General features: G+C 64.5%; 17 protein-coding genes. 11 read left to right on the top strand and 6 right to left on the bottom strand.

Going from position 1 to position 14,269, the window contains the following annotated elements; translation table 11 throughout:
- The 3 genes from rnk to cyaY all read right to left on the bottom strand — a co-directional run bounded on the left by rnk (position 1) and on the right by cyaY (position 1,120).
- Positions 1 to 411 carry a nucleoside diphosphate kinase regulator gene (rnk, locus tag N5D48_RS14810; protein ID WP_028688614.1) on the bottom strand — a complete coding sequence of 137 codons (411 nt, stop codon included), beginning with the start codon at positions 409 to 411 and terminating at the stop codon, positions 1 to 3.
- A 156-nt stretch (positions 412 to 567) separates the two neighbouring features.
- Complete coding sequence (locus N5D48_RS14805) at positions 568 to 786, bottom strand: DUF1289 domain-containing protein (protein ID WP_050703272.1); 219 nt, start codon at positions 784 to 786, stop codon at positions 568 to 570.
- 1 nt (position 787) lies between these two features.
- Positions 788 to 1,120, bottom strand: coding sequence for an iron donor protein CyaY (gene cyaY, locus N5D48_RS14800; RefSeq protein ID WP_054902389.1), 333 nt, complete (start codon positions 1,118 to 1,120; stop codon positions 788 to 790).
- A gap of 208 nt (positions 1,121 to 1,328) precedes the next feature.
- On the opposite strand from cyaY, the gene N5D48_RS14795 reads away from it, so the two are divergent.
- Genes N5D48_RS14795 through N5D48_RS14770 form a run of 6 tightly spaced genes read left to right on the top strand, consistent with a single transcriptional unit; the run spans position 1,329 to position 5,930 of the window.
- Entirely contained in the window at positions 1,329 to 1,535 is a 207-nt protein-coding gene (locus tag N5D48_RS14795) for a lipoprotein (RefSeq protein WP_110734091.1), read from the top strand.
- Positions 1,536 to 1,544: 9 nt separating this feature from the next.
- Positions 1,545 to 2,792, top strand: a complete 1,248-nt coding sequence (gene lysA, locus N5D48_RS14790) for a diaminopimelate decarboxylase (protein WP_279885480.1) — start codon at positions 1,545 to 1,547, stop codon at positions 2,790 to 2,792.
- A 4-nt stretch (positions 2,793 to 2,796) separates the two neighbouring features.
- The gene (gene dapF, locus N5D48_RS14785) at positions 2,797 to 3,627 is read left to right on the top strand and encodes a diaminopimelate epimerase (protein ID WP_279885479.1); all 831 of its coding nucleotides are present in this window, start codon (positions 2,797 to 2,799) and stop codon (positions 3,625 to 3,627) included.
- A gap of 13 nt (positions 3,628 to 3,640) precedes the next feature.
- The gene (locus N5D48_RS14780) at positions 3,641 to 4,339 is read left to right on the top strand and encodes a DUF484 family protein (protein ID WP_279885476.1); all 699 of its coding nucleotides are present in this window, start codon (positions 3,641 to 3,643) and stop codon (positions 4,337 to 4,339) included.
- Positions 4,339 to 5,238, top strand: a complete 900-nt coding sequence (gene xerC, locus N5D48_RS14775) for a tyrosine recombinase XerC (RefSeq protein WP_279885473.1) — start codon at positions 4,339 to 4,341, stop codon at positions 5,236 to 5,238. The genes N5D48_RS14780 and xerC overlap by 1 nt, the downstream gene beginning before the upstream one ends.
- Positions 5,235 to 5,930 carry an HAD family hydrolase gene (locus tag N5D48_RS14770; protein WP_279885471.1) on the top strand — a complete coding sequence of 232 codons (696 nt, stop codon included), beginning with the start codon at positions 5,235 to 5,237 and terminating at the stop codon, positions 5,928 to 5,930. Before xerC ends, N5D48_RS14770 begins: the two co-directional genes overlap by 4 nt.
- Positions 5,931 to 6,104: 174 nt before the next feature.
- Here the strand turns inward: N5D48_RS14770 and sutA are convergent, their stop codons facing one another.
- The 3 genes from sutA to glnK all read right to left on the bottom strand — a co-directional run bounded on the left by sutA (position 6,105) and on the right by glnK (position 8,587).
- Complete coding sequence (gene sutA, locus N5D48_RS14765) at positions 6,105 to 6,434, bottom strand: transcriptional regulator SutA (RefSeq protein WP_134688994.1); 330 nt, start codon at positions 6,432 to 6,434, stop codon at positions 6,105 to 6,107.
- Between the two features lie 431 nt (positions 6,435 to 6,865).
- Positions 6,866 to 8,200, bottom strand: coding sequence for an ammonium transporter (locus N5D48_RS14760; RefSeq protein ID WP_279885466.1), 1,335 nt, complete (start codon positions 8,198 to 8,200; stop codon positions 6,866 to 6,868).
- A 48-nt stretch (positions 8,201 to 8,248) separates the two neighbouring features.
- A complete protein-coding gene (glnK, locus tag N5D48_RS14755; RefSeq protein WP_002555808.1) occupies positions 8,249 to 8,587 on the bottom strand; it encodes a P-II family nitrogen regulator in 339 nt (112 codons plus the stop codon).
- 400 nt (positions 8,588 to 8,987) lie between these two features.
- Here glnK and N5D48_RS14750 point away from each other — a divergent pair, with 400 nt between their 5' ends.
- The 5 genes from N5D48_RS14750 to N5D48_RS14730 all read left to right on the top strand — a co-directional run bounded on the left by N5D48_RS14750 (position 8,988) and on the right by N5D48_RS14730 (position 14,036).
- Positions 8,988 to 9,251 (top strand): accessory factor UbiK family protein, encoded by a 264-nt coding sequence (locus N5D48_RS14750; RefSeq protein ID WP_279885463.1) that lies wholly within the window; start codon positions 8,988 to 8,990, stop codon positions 9,249 to 9,251.
- 3 nt (positions 9,252 to 9,254) lie between these two features.
- Positions 9,255 to 9,578, top strand: coding sequence for a gamma-glutamylcyclotransferase (locus N5D48_RS14745; RefSeq protein ID WP_279885461.1), 324 nt, complete (start codon positions 9,255 to 9,257; stop codon positions 9,576 to 9,578).
- 40 nt (positions 9,579 to 9,618) lie between these two features.
- Complete coding sequence (locus N5D48_RS14740) at positions 9,619 to 10,047, top strand: TOBE domain-containing protein (RefSeq protein ID WP_279885458.1); 429 nt, start codon at positions 9,619 to 9,621, stop codon at positions 10,045 to 10,047.
- A gap of 908 nt (positions 10,048 to 10,955) precedes the next feature.
- Positions 10,956 to 13,667: a magnesium-translocating P-type ATPase gene (gene mgtA / locus N5D48_RS14735; RefSeq protein ID WP_279885455.1), complete on the top strand. Its 2,712-nt coding sequence runs from the start codon at positions 10,956 to 10,958 to the stop codon at positions 13,665 to 13,667.
- 9 nt (positions 13,668 to 13,676) lie between these two features.
- Complete coding sequence (locus N5D48_RS14730; RefSeq protein WP_279885451.1) at positions 13,677 to 14,036, top strand: DUF2493 domain-containing protein; 360 nt, start codon at positions 13,677 to 13,679, stop codon at positions 14,034 to 14,036.
- The last annotated feature ends 233 nt before the right edge of the window (positions 14,037 to 14,269 follow it).

Here is a 14,269-nt window from a genome sequence, read left to right as displayed (position 1 = left end):
TCAGAGATCGAAATCCCCTGCCGCCTCCGGCTGGTACTCGACCGCCAGCAATTCGAGCTTGAGGGTCTTGCCGCCCGGGGCCGGCCAGTCGATCTGGTCGCCTACCGACAGGCCCAGCAGCGCGCAGCCGATCGGCGCAAGGATCGAGACATTGCCTTCCGGGCCAGCATCCTTCGGATACACCAGGGTCAGGTGGTAGTCCTTGCCGCTGGCACTCTCGCGGCAGTGCACCCGTGAATTCATGGTCACCACGCCGGCCGGCACCTCTTCATGCCCGACCACCTGCTCGGCACGGTCCAGCTCATCCTGCAGGGCGAGCACACCCGGGGTGCTTTCATCGAGGTCGTCGAGCAGGCGCTCGAGACGCTGCACGTCCAAGCGGGTGAGGATGAGGGAAGGCTTGGTGCTCATGATCCAGTCAGACTCCTTTGAACAGGCAATTTTCAACAGGCAGATAAAGCAAAACCCCGCCCAAGGGCGGGGTTTGTGAAATGCTGTGGCGTCATCGACGCAGGCCCTGACACTACCACAGCGGGGCAAATACTCAAGCCCACACCTTCGTTGTGCCTATGCCGATGCCCGCGTTTTCAGGGCCAGCGCCTCGCGGCAGATCTGCCGGCGCCGCTCGTCATCGGCCGAGCGCCATTCGCGGATATGCTCGACATGCCGGTGGCAGCCGGTGCAGACCTTGTGCTCATCCAGCCGACATATGCTGATACAAGGTGACGGCACCGCCGGGCTCACGTTGCTGTAGAGCGGCTTGGGTGGCCGGGGCAGGTCGCTCATCTCAGATCTCGTCGAAGTCCAGCTTCTCGCCGGCCCGCTCCCAGACGATGCGCTCGAGCATCTCGCCCAGCAGCTCTTCGCTCTTCTCGCACACCCACTTGCCGCTCTCTTCGTCGTAGTCGAAGTGGAAACCACCGGAACGGTCCGCCAGCCACAGCTGGCGCAGCGGCTCCTGGCGGCTGAAGATCAGCTGGCTGCCGTTGTCGAACTTGACGGTCAGCACACCGGCGGAATTCTCCATGTCCAGATCCAGGCCGCTTTCGTCGAACAGGTCTTCCAGGGCCTGTTGGGTCGCGTCGACCAGATCGTGGAAACGCGCTTCGCTCAAACTCATTGCAGGGACCTCGAAAAATGACTGCGTTACAGGCAAGGCGGGCACGATAAGGGCGAACGCCTCAAGCTACAAGCTAATAGCTGTAAGAAAAAGCCGCATGCCCTTCGGTCGCCCAGCCCCGCCGAGCGGGGGCGCCCCTTGCATAGGCAATCAGGTAGCCGCTGGGTATACTCGGCCGCAATACTGCATATTTCCAAGGATTTCACCCATGAAACGCCTGATTTCCTCGCTCGCGGCGCTGGTCGCGGTTGCCTGCCTCGTTTCGGCCTGCGGTCAGAAAGGCCCCCTGTACCTGCCCGAAGACGGCAAGGACGGTAAAGGTCCGCGCAAATCGCACCAGCATGCCAAGCCTGTCCAGCCGCAACCGGTGCTGGAGCAGCCGCAAGAGCAGCCAGAAGAGTCGCCCGCGCAGTAAGGAAATCCCATGGACGCATTCAACTACCGCGACGGCGAGCTGTTCGCGGAAGGGGTGGCCCTGACGGCGATCGCCGAACGTTTCGGCACGCCCACCTACGTGTACTCGCGCGCTCACATCGAGGCCCAGTACCGCAGTTACACCAACGCGCTGCAAGGGGTCGAGCACCTGGTCTGCTTCGCGGTCAAGGCCAACTCCAACCTGGGCGTGCTGAACCTTCTGGCGCGTCTCGGCGCGGGCTTCGACATCGTCTCCGGCGGTGAGCTGGAGCGCGTCCTGGCCGCCGGTGGCCGCGCCGATCGCGTGGTGTTCTCCGGGGTTGGCAAGACCCGTGAAGACATGCGCCGCGCCCTGGAAGTCGGCGTGCATTGCTTCAACGTCGAGTCCACCGACGAGCTCGAGCGCCTCCAGGTCGTTGCCGCCGAAATGGGCAAGACGGCCCCGGTGTCGCTGCGAGTGAACCCGGACGTCGACGCCGGTACCCATCCGTACATTTCCACCGGTCTCAAAGAGAACAAGTTCGGCATCGCCATTGCCGACGCCGAGGCCATCTACGTGCGCGCCGCGCAGCTGCCGAACCTGGACGTGATCGGTGTCGATTGCCACATCGGCTCGCAGCTGACCACCGTCGAGCCCTTCCTCGATGCCCTCGACCGCCTGCTGGTGCTGGTCGATCGCCTGGCCGAGTGCGGTATCCACCTGCGTCATCTCGATCTCGGCGGCGGTGTCGGCGTGCGCTATCGCGACGAGCAGCCGCCCGTGCTGGCCGACTACATCAAGGCCATTCGCGAACGCATTGGCAGCCGCGACCTGGCCCTGGTGTTCGAGCCGGGCCGCTATATCGTCGCCAACGGCGGCGTGCTGCTGACCCGCGTGGAATACCTCAAGCACACCGAACACAAGGACTTCGCCATCATCGACGCGGCAATGAACGACCTGATCCGCCCGGCGCTGTACCAGGCCTGGATGGGGATCAGCGCGGTCAAGCCACGCGCGGGCACAGGCCGCGCCTATGACCTGGTCGGGCCAATCTGCGAGACCGGCGACTTCCTGGGCAAGGACCGCGTACTGGACCTGGCCGAGGGCGACCTGCTGGCCGTGCAGTCTGCGGGCGCCTATGGTTTCGTCATGAGCTCGAACTACAACACCCGTGGCCGTTGCGCCGAAGTGCTGGTCGACGGCGATCAAGCCTTCGAAGTGCGCCGCCGCGAGACCATCGCCGAACTTTTCGCTGGCGAAAGCCTGCTGCCGGAGTAAGCCCATGCTGCTGCGTTTCACCAAGATGCACGGGCTGGGCAATGACTTCATGGTCCTCGACCTGGTCAGCCAGCACGCACACATCCAGCCCAAGCACGCCAAGCAATGGGGCGACCGCAACACTGGCATCGGCTTCGACCAGTTGCTGATCGTCGAGGCGCCGAACAATCCGGAGGTGGACTTCCGCTACCGGATCTTCAACGCCGACGGTTCCGAGGTCGAACAGTGCGGCAATGGCGCGCGCTGCTTCGCCCGTTTCGTGCTGGACAAGCGCCTGACCGCCAAGAAGCGCATCCGCGTCGAGACCAAAGGCGGCATCATCGAGCTCGACGTGCGCAACGACGGCCAGATCTGCGTCGACATGGGCCCGCCACGCTTCGCACCGGCCGAGATCCCGTTCGTCGCCGACGAGCAGGCGAGCAGCTACACGCTGGAAGTCGACGGCCGCGCGCACCAGATCGCCGCGGTGTCCATGGGCAACCCGCACGCGGTGCTGCGTGTCGATGACGTTCGCAGCGCGCCGGTCCACGAGCTGGGTCCGAAGATCGAACATCACCCGCGCTTCCCTCAGCGGGTCAATGCCGGGTTCATCCAGGTCGTCGACCGCCACCGCGCCAACCTGCGCGTGTGGGAGCGCGGTGCTGGCGAAACCCAGGCTTGCGGCACCGGTGCCTGCGCCGCCGCCGTGGCGGCGATCAGTCAGGGCTGGATGGACTCGCCGGTGACCATCGACCTGCCAGGCGGGCGTCTGAGCATCGAGTGGAGCGGCCAAGGCCAGCCGGTGCTGATGACCGGCCCCGCCGTCCGAGTCTTCGAAGGACAAGTTCGTTTCTAAGCGAGTATCCGCCATGACCGATCAGCCTAACGTTGCACCCGAACTCGACGTCGAAACCGTGATCGCCTACCTGCGCGCCCACCCGACCTTCTTCGCCGAGCACGACGAGCTGCTGATCGAGCAGCGCATTCCCCACCAGCGCGGCGACAGCGTGTCGCTGGTGGAGCGCCAGCTCAAGCTGCTGCGTGACCGCAACATCGAGATGCGCCACCGGCTGTCGCAACTGATGGACGTGGCCCGCGACAACGACCGGCTGTTCGACAAGACCCGGCGCCTGATCCTCGACCTGCTCGACGCCGGCACCCTGGAAGAAGTGGTGATGGCGGTCGAGGACAGCCTGCGCCAGGAATTCCAGGTGCCCTTCGTCAGCCTGATCCTGTTCGGTGAAAATGCCGCGCCGGTCGGGCGCTGGGTGTCGGGCGCCGAGGCGCAGCAAGCCATCGGCGGCCTGATCAGCGGCGGCAAGACCATCAGCGGCAGCCTGCGCGAACATGAACTGGCCTTCCTGTTCGGCGATGCGCAGCACAAGGAAGTCGGCTCCAGCGCCGTGGCCGCCCTCGAGTACCAGGGCCTGCACGGCGTGCTGGCGATCGGCAGCCGCGACCCACAGCACTACAAGAGCAGTGTCGGCACCCTGTTCCTCAGCTACATCGCCGAGGTGCTTGGCCGCGTGGTGCCGCGCTTCACCCAGACGTTGCGCTCGGTGCGCTGATGGAACGCCAGCTGGAGGCTTATTGCGCGCACCTGCGCAACGAGCGCCAGGTGTCCGAGCACACCCTGCTGGCCTACCGTCGCGACCTCGATAAAGTCATCGAATTCTGCAACGCCCAAGGCATCGCCGGCTGGCAGGCGTTGCAGGTTCAACAGTTGCGCCAGCTGGTGGCGCGCCAGCATCACCACGGCCAATCCTCACGCAGCCTGGCACGCCTGCTCTCGGCGGTGCGCGGCCTGTACCGCTATCTCAACCGCGAAGGCCAGTGCCAGCACGATCCGGCGGACGGCCTGTCGCCGCCCAAGGGCGAACGGCGCCTGCCCAAGGCCCTCGATACCGACCGTGCCCTGCAGCTGCTCGATGGCGGCGTGGATGACGACTTCATCGCCCGCCGCGACCAGGCCATTCTCGAGCTGTTCTACTCCTCGGGCCTGCGCCTGTCGGAACTGACCGGCCTGGATCTCGACCACCTGGACCTGGCCGCCGGGCTGGTCCAAGTGCTTGGCAAGGGCGGCAAGAGCCGTGTACTGCCGGTCGGACGCAAGGCCCGCGAAGCGCTGCAGCAGTGGCTGCGCCTGCGTGGCATCGCCGGGCCACGGGACGGCGCGGTGTTCGTCTCACGCCAGGGCAACCGCCTCGGCCCCCGAGCGATCCAACTGCGAGTCAAGGCCGCCGGCGAGCGCGAGCTCGGCCAGCACCTGCACCCACACATGCTTCGCCATTCCTTCGCCAGCCATCTGCTGGAGTCGTCCCAGGACCTGCGCGCGGTGCAGGAGATGCTCGGCCACGCCGACATCAGCACCACGCAGATCTATACCCACCTGGACTTCCAGCACCTGGCCGCGGTGTACGACAGCGCCCACCCTCGGGCCAAACGCAGCAAGGGCACGGACTCATGAGCATCAAGCTGATCACCTTCGACCTGGACGACACCCTGTGGGACACCGCGCCGGTCATCGCCAGCGCCGAAGTCGTCCTGCGCGACTGGCTCGAAGCCAACGCGCCGATTCTCGGCGGGGTGCCGGTCGAGCACCTGTTCGCCATCCGCGAACGCCTGGTACAGGCCGAGCCGGGGCTCAAGCACCGCATCAGCGCCCTGCGCCGTCGGGTGCTGTTCCATGCCCTGGAAGAGGTCGGCTACAGCGAGAAGCACGCCCAGGAGCTGGCCAACGAAGGCTTCGAAGTGTTCCTGCATGCGCGGCACCAGGTGGAGGTATTCCCCGAGGTGCAGCCGGTGCTGGAGATCCTGCGCCACCACTACATCCTGGGCGTGGTCACCAACGGCAATGCCGACGTACGCCGCCTGGGGCTGGCGGACTACTTCAAGTTCGCGCTGTGCGCCGAGGACCTGGGCATCGGCAAACCGGACCCGGCACCGTTCCTCGAAGCGCTGAAGCGTGGTGAAGCGGATGCCGGGGCAGCGGTGCATATCGGCGACCACCCGGGCGACGACATCGCCGGGGCCCAGCGCGCCGGGCTGCGCGCGGTTTGGTTCAACCCGCAGCACAAGCCCTGGAGTGGCGAGCGGGCGCCGGATGCGGAGATCCAACGGCTGTCGCAGTTGCCCGACGTGCTGGCGCGCTGGCGCTGACCGGGCTTTGCACTCTGCAGCCAAATAGGTTTTTCGTGGGAGCGGGCTTGCCCCGCGATGGCGGTATCAGCGCCAAACCGCCATCGCGGGGCAAGCCCGCTCCCACGTTGGTCTGACTAACAGTCGCCCACAAAAAAGCCCGCAGCGACGGCGGGCTTTTTTGCGTTCAGCCACTCAGATAGGGCGGCTGCCGTACTTGTTGTCCGGCTTCTTGGGCGGATCGGCGACCACGTTGGCCTCCACTTCCTGCACCTTGCCACCGCGCGACAGGAACTCTTCCATCGCCTTGGCCAGCGCATCGCGCTCTTTCTGCTTGGCTTCCATGCTCGGCATCTCGTCTACCGAGACTGCCGCCTTGGATTTGCCCTTGGCAGCGGGTGCCGGGCTGCTGTCGTCGTCGCCGGAGTCTTCCGCGCCGTCGTCAGCCGCTGCTTCGAGGCCTTCATCACCCTCGTCTTCGTCGCCTACTTCGAGGTCGTCATTTTCCAGATCGTCGTCGCTCATGTTCTACCTCATGACTTGCGAAAAGCAGGTTAGTTATAGACCGGTGCAGCCGTAGACCGGCAGCCACCAGTGAAAATTCAACTGGCCGTGGATTGGCCACTGCCCTGGGTGTCCACCCCCTCATGGGGGGCCCGGCACCCTGCAGGCCCTGCTCCTGGCAAGGCCTGACAAAATTTTTGAGCCCTTGCTGGCCACAGGCTATTGGCAAGCCTAGCAAAGGCTGGCGCAAGTGCGCGGCGTCCTCGCCTCACACCCTTCGGCGCGCATTCTAGCGCGCTCGGAGAAAAAGCAAAGCACCAGAAACGCCCAATGACTTGTAAGTTTTCGACCCAGGTCGCGAACAGGACAGGGAAACCGTTTGCCCGCTGCAAAACGGCAAATTACAGGCAAAAAAATGCCCGGCGAACCGGGCAAGTTTTCCAGCGTCGCGATTACAGGTTGTAGCCGCGCTCGTTGTGCTGAGCCAGGTCGAGGCCGACCGACTCTTCTTCGTCGCTGACCCGCAGGCCCATCACCAGGTCCAGCACCTTGAGGATCACGTAGGTGACGATGGCGGTGTAGACCACGGTGAAGATCACGCCCTTGGCCTGGATCCAGAACTGCGCGGCGATGTCGGTCACCGCGCCGAAGCCGCCCAGGGCCGGCGCTGCGAACACGCCGGTGAGCAGGGCGCCGACGATGCCGCCGATGCCATGCACGCCGAAGGCATCGAGGGAGTCGTCATAGCCCAGCTTGCGCTTGAGACTGGTGGCGCAGAAGTAGCAGACCACGCCCGACACCAGGCCGATCACCAGGGCGCCCATCGGGCCGACGGTGCCGGCGGCCGGGGTGATGGCCACCAGGCCCGCGACCACGCCCGAGGCGATGCCCAGCGCGCTTGGCTTACCGTGGAAGATCCACTCGGCGAACATCCAGCCCAGGGCGGCGGCGGCGGTGGCGATCTGGGTCACCAGCATGGCCATGCCGGCGGTGCCGTTGGCCGCGGCGGCGGAGCCGGCGTTGAAGCCGAACCAGCCGATCCACAGCATGGCCGCGCCCATCAGGGTGTAGCCCAGGTTGTGCGGGGCCATCGGCGTGGTCGGGTAGCCCTTGCGCTTGCCCAGCACCAGGCAGCAGACCAGGCCGGCGATACCGGCGTTGATGTGCACCACGGTGCCGCCAGCGAAGTCCAGCACGCCCCAGTCCCACATCAGCGCGCCGTCACCACTCCAGACCATGTGCGCGATCGGCGCATAGACCAGGGTGAACCACACGCCCATGAAGATCAGCATCGCCGAGAACTTCATGCGTTCGGCGAAAGCACCGACGATCAGCGCCGGGGTGATGATGGCGAAGGTCATCTGGAAGGTGATGAACACCGCCTCGGGGAACAGCGCGGTGGCCGAGGTCAGGCCCGACGGCGTGACGCCGCTGAGGAAGGCCTTGGAGAAGCCACCGACGAAGGAACTGAAGTTGAGCACGCCCTTTTCCATGCCCGTGGTGTCGAAGGCCAGGCTGTAGCCATAGATGACCCACAGGATGCTGATCAGGCCAGTGATGGCGAAGCACTGCATCATCACCGAGAGCACGTTCTTGGAACGGACCATGCCGCCGTAGAACAGGGCCAGGCCCGGAATGGTCATGAACAGGACCAGCGCCGTCGAGGTGAGCATCCAGGCGGTGTCACCGGAGTTCAGCACGGGGGCGGCAGCTTCCTCGGCCAGGGCCAGCCCTGGCATTACGAGGGACAATAGGGCTCCTAGCCCTGCGATCTTGCGCAGAGTCATGTTGTTTTCTCCTGGGGCGTTGGGTTTGGTGAGGCTTTTTTGTAGCGCTTAGATCGCGTCGGTATCGGTTTCGCCGGTACGGATGCGGATCGCCTGCTCCAGATTGACCACGAAGATCTTGCCGTCGCCGATCTTGCCGGTGTTGGCCGCCTTGGTGATGGCTTCGATCACCCGATCGAGGTCCTTGTCGTCGATGGCGACATCGATCTTCACCTTGGGCAGGAAATCGACCACGTATTCAGCGCCGCGGTACAGCTCGGTGTGACCCTTCTGCCGACCGAAGCCTTTGACTTCGGTCACGGTGATGCCCTGCACGCCGATTTCCGACAACGACTCGCGCACGTCGTCCAGCTTGAACGGCTTGATGATGGCAGTGACTAGCTTCATGAAACTCTCTCCCGATTTGGTGGACTTGCCCCAGGAAAACAAACCCGTCTCAAGTCTAAGCGCAGCGCCTGGCTTTGTAACGCGTCGTCGGCTCCATCCTCCCCGCCGACGCACGATCCGGCTGTGAATCCTCCGGCTCCGCCTGCGCACTGCCTGGTCACAAGGGACTGCATCAGTGCATGGCTCGCTCAGGTCTTTGCAGAAACCTTGCCAGTTGGCGCAAGTCACGGGAAAACAGGTAGTTGCGCGAATCGGCAGGGATTGGCCAATCGCCAGCAGGGAAAAAGCGCACAAAATCGGTGCGCGACCTTTGGCCGCCCTGCGCGAAAAGCGTGCAGCGCAAGTGGCCCGGAGCCCCGTGCTACACTGCTGCCCTTTCAGTGATCAGCGGATACCAGACATGCTCGCGCCCAAAGCCTTCCTCGATGCCCTGAGCGACCAGGCCTCACGCCTGTTCAGCGGCGACACCGCCGCGCCCCGCGCCGAACTGGAAAGCCAGTTCAAGGTGCTGATGCAAGGTGCGTTCAGCAAGCTCGACCTGGTCAGCCGCGAGGAGTTCGACAGCCAGATGGTAGTGTTGGCCCGCACCCGTGCTCGCCTCGAAGCGCTGGAAAAGCAGTTCGCCGAGCTGGAAGCACGGATCGCCCCGCCCACGCAGGAATAAGCCATGCAACCGTCCAGCACCTTGCAGGACAAGGCCGTGCAACTGGCCAACTTCGGCCGTGAACTGACCGGCCAGGCCGACCGCATGCCGGGCTATCGCCAGGACTGGGTGCAGATCACCGACCCTGAAGTGCTGGCCACCAGCGGCAAGAGCCACCACCCCATCGTCTCCCCCAGCGAGCGGGCCGAGGACAGCGTTGCCGGCATGGTCTTCCAGATCAGCGAACAAGAGCTGGCCGCCGCCGACCGCTACGAAGTGTCGGACTACAAGCGTATCGCCGTCAGCCTCGCCTCGGGGCTGACCGCCTGGGTTTATGTACGCGCCTGAATCCCTCGGGCCCGATGATTCATACACGGAGCGTTTCCCCATGAAAGTCAGTGCACGCAATGTCTTCGAAGGCAAGGTCAGCAACGTTCAACCGGGCGCGGTGAATGCCGAAGTCGAGCTGACCCTGGGCGGTGGCGAGAAACTGGTCGCGGTGGTGACCATGGCCAGCCTGCACAGCCTCAACATCAATGTCGGCAAGCAGGCTGTCGCGCTGGTCAAGGCGCCGTGGGTAGTGCTGATGACCGACGCAGCCGGCTACAAGCTGTCCGCGCGCAACAGCCTGGAAGGCGAAGTGGTACGCGTCGGTGACGGCGCGGTGAACGCCGAGGTGGTGCTGAAGCTCTCCGGTGGTACCGAGGTGTATGCCATCGTCACCCGCGAAGCGGTGCAGGAACTTGGCCTCAAGCCGGGCGTGAAAGCCACCGCGCTGATCAAGGCTTCGCACATCATCCTCGGCGCCAAGGCCTGATCGAATGCCCGCTTCTGCCTTGACCGGGCAGGAGCGCGCACACCCTGTGGGAGCGGCTTCAGCCGCGAAGCAAGCGACGCGGTGGATGGCACCGGCTGCGCCGGTGTTCGCGGCTAAAGCCGCTCCCACAGGTCCCCGCTAAATCAATAACGTATGTGCAAGCCCCACGATTGCCCCAGATTAATTCACCTTGAACCAGATGAAACTTATTTAAGTTACACCTCCCCGGTTGACTTCCCCACTATGCTTTGCATAAAGTTCACCCGCCCCGAAAAGCGGGCCTTTATTTCAACTCACGAAGAATTCAATGGACACAGTATCTAGTCGCTGTCTGGCCGCCCTCGGGCGTCAGGCACTTGAACCGGAACTCCGGGCCCGCCCCTAGGTCGGGCAAGCCGCGCCAGAGCCTGCTGCTCCGCCGTAGCTTGCCGCCCCGGGTGCCCGCCCGGTCGGAGGCAAGCTCATGAACCTCGATATCGCCATCCCTCGCCTGCGCGCCTGTGCGCACCAGGCCCCGCACCGTCCTGTACTCGGCTGGGGCCTGTCCTCGTCCCTGGAACCGCCCAGTCGATAGCGCGCCCGTTGCTGCCTGCAGTGACGCGCGCGATGCTGTCCGTTCGCTGAACTGACGCCATTTAATTCGTCAGAAATTTCCGAACTTTAAATAATTAAAGTTCGTTGGAATGCTATTGCCCGCCATTTAACAAAGGGATTAACCGACCATGGAATCAGCCAGTAGAAAGTTCGCTGCCGATCTTATTTCCGGCATTCGCCAGCGAACACGTAAACGTCGGAAAAATCACGTTTTTCACTGTTTAAAAGATTGCGACACGAGACACTTTCACTCACCGCCCCCACCGTGAGTCGACTGTGTGTCGTGCCGCCTCCTGCGGCAGGAGCACAGCCAAATGACCGTAAAAGAGCGCAACACCCAGCAAAAAGCCGGCGAAAATACCCGCCTCTCCATGCGCGCCGCCCGCGAAGCGCGCAACGGCCTCACCGTCACCTTCGCCAACCTCGATGCCAGCGAACTGGGCCTGACCGAGCACGAGGCCGCCAAGCGCCTGCAGCGCGACGGCGCCAACGAAGTCGCCCACGACAAGCCGCAACCGGCCCTGCTGCAACTGTTCAAGGCGCTGCACAACCCCTTCATCTACGTACTGCTCACTCTCGCCGGTATCAGCTTCGTCACCGACTACTGGCTGCCGCTGCGCGCAGGCGACATGGAGGAGGCCGACCTGACCAAGGTCATCATCATCATGACCATGGTCAGCGTCAGCGGCCTGCTGCGCTTCTGGCAGGAATACCGCTCGGGCAAGGCCGCCGACGCGCTCAAGGCCATGGTCCGCACCACCGCTACCGTGCTGCGCCGCGAACGCCACGACCAACCGCCACGCCTGCGCGAAGTGCCGATGAACGAACTGGTGGCCGGAGATATCGTGCAGCTGGCCGCTGGCGACATGATCCCCGCCGATATCCGCCTGATCGAGTCCCGCGACCTGTTCATCAGTCAGGCCGTGCTGACCGGTGAAGCACTGCCGGTAGAGAAGTACGACACCCTCGGCCACGTCGCGCAGAAATCCGCCGCCGACCACGCCAGCGGCGAAAGCAACCTGCTCGACCTGCCCAACATCGGCTTCATGGGCACCAACGTGGTCAGCGGCCGCGCCCGCGCCGTGGTGGTGGCCACCGGCAAGCGCACCTACTTCGGTTCGCTGGCCAAGGCCATCGTCGGCTCGCGCAGCCAGACCGCCTTCGACCGTGGCGTGAACAGCGTCAGCCGCCTGCTGATTCGCTTCATGCTGGTGATGGTGCCGGTGGTGTTCATGCTCAACGGCGTGGTCAAGGGTGACTGGAGCGACGCCTTCCTGTTCGCCCTGGCCGTGGCCGTGGGCCTGACCCCGGAAATGCTGCCGATGATCGTCAGTGCCAACCTGGCCAAGGGCGCCATGGCCATGGCCCGGCGCAAGGTGGTGGTCAAGCGCCTGAATGCCATCCAGAACTTCGGCTCGATGGACGTGCTGTGCACCGACAAGACCGGCACCCTGACCCAGGACCGCATCATCCTCGAGCACCACGTCGACCCCAGCGGCCACAAGGACCCACGCCTGCTGGAACTGGCCTGGCTGAACAGCCACCACCAGAGCGGCGTGAAGAACCTGATGGACCAGGCCGTGCTGCGCTTTGCCGGCGAAGACCAAGGCTTCCAGCCACCCTATGCCTACGCCAAGGTCGACGAACTGCCCTTCGACTTCATTCGCCGGCGCCTGTCGGTGATCGTCAAGGACGCCCTGGGCGATCACCTGCTGGTGAGCAAGGGTGCCGTCGAGGAAATGCTGGCCATCGCCACCCATGTGGAAGAGCACGGCCAGCGGGTCGTCCTGGATGCCGGGCGCCGTCAGCAGCTGATGGCCACCGCCAGCGCCTACAACCAGGACGGTTTCCGCGTGCTGCTGGTCGGCACCCGCGACATTCCCGCCGCCGACGGCAAGGCTCAGTACCGCACCGAGGACGAGCGCGAACTGGTGATCCGTGGCTTCCTGACCTTCCTCGATCCGCCCAAGGAAACCGCGGGCCCGGCCATTGCCGCCCTGCGCGAGATGGGGGTGAAGGTGAAGGTGCTGACCGGCGACAACCCGGTGGTCACCTGCAAGGTCTGCCGCGAAGTGGGCCTGGAACCCGGCCAGCCACTGCTCGGCCAGGACATCGAACGCCTGGACGACACCCAGCTCAAGGCACTGGTCGAAGAACGCACCGTGTTCGCCAAGCTCGCCCCGCTGCAGAAGTCGCGGGTACTCAAGGCGCTACAGGCCAACGGCCACACCGTGGGCTTCCTTGGCGATGGCATCAACGACGCCCCGGCCCTGCGCGATGCCGACGTGGGTATCTCGGTGGACAGCGGCACCGACATCGCCAAGGAATCGGCCGACATCATCCTCCTGGAAAAGAGCCTGATGGTGCTGGAAGAAGGCGTGCTCAAGGGCCGCGAAACCTTCGGCAACATCATGAAGTACCTGTGCATGACCGCCAGCTCCAACTTCGGCAACGTATTCTCGGTGCTGGTGGCCAGCGCGTTCATCCCGTTCATGCCGATGCTGGCGATCCACCTGCTGCTGCAGAACCTGATGTACGACTTCTCCCAGCTGTCGCTGCCATGGGATCGCATGGACAAGGAGTTCCTGCGCAAGCCGCGCAAGTGGGACGCCCGCAACATCGGCCGTTTCATGCTGTGGATCGGGCCGACCTCGTCGATCTTCGACATCACCACCTTCGCCCTGATGTGGTACGTGTTCGCCGCCAACAGCGTGGAAATGCAGGCGCTATTCCAGTCCGGCTGGTTCATCGAGGGGCTGCTCTCGCAAACGCTGGTGGTACACATGCTGCGCACCCGCAAGGTGCCGTTCTTCCAGAGCACCGCGGCGCTGCCGGTGATCCTGGCCACCGGCCTGGTGATGTGCCTGGGCATCTACATCCCGTTCTCGCCGCTGGGGGCGATGGTTGGGCTGGTGCCACTGCCGTGGGAATACTTCCCGTGGCTGGTCGCCACCCTGCTGGGCTACTGCCTGGTGGCCCAGGGCATGAAGACCCTGTACATCCGCCGCTTCGGCCAGTGGTTCTGAGGGATGGCCATGCGTGTACTGATCTGCGCGGGGCGCAACTACACCGACAGCCAACGCTGCCGCCAGGCGCTGGACGCCCTCCAGCGCCAGCAACCGATCCGGGTGCTGATCCACGGCGGCAGCCAGCACCTGGGCGGCGAGATCGAAGGCTGGGCCCGCGAACAAGGCGCCGACATCGTGCGCTACCCGCCCAACTGGCAGCTGCACGGCAAGCTGGCCGAACGCCTGCGCAACGTCTTCATGCTGCGCGACAGCCGGCCCGACCTGGTGTTGGCGCTGCCGGGCGGTGACGATACCGAGGAGCTGCTGGCGCGGGCGCGGGGTTCGGGGATTCCGGTGATCTGCGGCAGGCAGCCATGGTCACATTGACCTGGCCATCGGCATGCTTTCGCGCTGGGACCAGGACTGTGCGTGGGAGCGGGCTTGCCCCGCGAATGCCGGCCATGTCGATGCATGCCGCTTCGCGGGACAGGCCCGGCTCCCACAAAGGACTGACTCCCTCTTGAGCGCACGACCGCAAACCCCGTAGGATTGAGATCGATTCCCATCTGCATCTCTCTCATTCCTTTTGCAGGAGAGGCTCGTCGTGCCCTCACCCTCAC

It is taken from the genome of Pseudomonas sp. GD03858 (assembly GCF_029840925.1).
In the GTDB taxonomy this organism is placed as follows: Bacteria; Pseudomonadota; Gammaproteobacteria; order Pseudomonadales; family Pseudomonadaceae; genus Aquipseudomonas.
This window is presented reverse-complemented; position numbering and strand designations above follow the sequence as displayed.

Bases quoted from the DNA above. Each gene is read 5' to 3' on its own strand.
- N5D48_RS14795 (WP_110734091.1), top strand. From the start codon at position 1,329: ATGAAACGCCTGATTTCCTCGCTCGCGGCGCTGGTCGCGGTTGCCTGC.
- N5D48_RS14730 (WP_279885451.1), top strand. From the start codon at position 13,677: ATGCGTGTACTGATCTGCGCGGGGCGCAACTACACCGACAGCCAACGC.
- N5D48_RS14805 (WP_050703272.1), bottom strand. From the start codon at position 786: ATGAGCGACCTGCCCCGGCCACCCAAGCCGCTCTACAGCAACGTGAGC.
- cyaY (WP_054902389.1), bottom strand. From the start codon at position 1,120: ATGAGTTTGAGCGAAGCGCGTTTCCACGATCTGGTCGACGCGACCCAA.
- N5D48_RS14760 (WP_279885466.1), bottom strand. From the start codon at position 8,200: ATGACTCTGCGCAAGATCGCAGGGCTAGGAGCCCTATTGTCCCTCGTA.
- mgtA (WP_279885455.1), top strand. From the start codon at position 10,956: ATGACCGTAAAAGAGCGCAACACCCAGCAAAAAGCCGGCGAAAATACC.
- N5D48_RS14770 (WP_279885471.1), top strand. From the start codon at position 5,235: ATGAGCATCAAGCTGATCACCTTCGACCTGGACGACACCCTGTGGGAC.
- N5D48_RS14740 (WP_279885458.1), top strand. From the start codon at position 9,619: ATGAAAGTCAGTGCACGCAATGTCTTCGAAGGCAAGGTCAGCAACGTT.
- lysA (WP_279885480.1), top strand. From the start codon at position 1,545: ATGGACGCATTCAACTACCGCGACGGCGAGCTGTTCGCGGAAGGGGTG.
- N5D48_RS14750 (WP_279885463.1), top strand. From the start codon at position 8,988: ATGCTCGCGCCCAAAGCCTTCCTCGATGCCCTGAGCGACCAGGCCTCA.
- dapF (WP_279885479.1), top strand. From the start codon at position 2,797: ATGCTGCTGCGTTTCACCAAGATGCACGGGCTGGGCAATGACTTCATG.
- sutA (WP_134688994.1), bottom strand. From the start codon at position 6,434: ATGAGCGACGACGATCTGGAAAATGACGACCTCGAAGTAGGCGACGAA.
- xerC (WP_279885473.1), top strand. From the start codon at position 4,339: ATGGAACGCCAGCTGGAGGCTTATTGCGCGCACCTGCGCAACGAGCGC.
- rnk (WP_028688614.1), bottom strand. From the start codon at position 411: ATGAGCACCAAGCCTTCCCTCATCCTCACCCGCTTGGACGTGCAGCGT.
- N5D48_RS14780 (WP_279885476.1), top strand. From the start codon at position 3,641: ATGACCGATCAGCCTAACGTTGCACCCGAACTCGACGTCGAAACCGTG.
- N5D48_RS14745 (WP_279885461.1), top strand. From the start codon at position 9,255: ATGCAACCGTCCAGCACCTTGCAGGACAAGGCCGTGCAACTGGCCAAC.
- glnK (WP_002555808.1), bottom strand. From the start codon at position 8,587: ATGAAGCTAGTCACTGCCATCATCAAGCCGTTCAAGCTGGACGACGTG.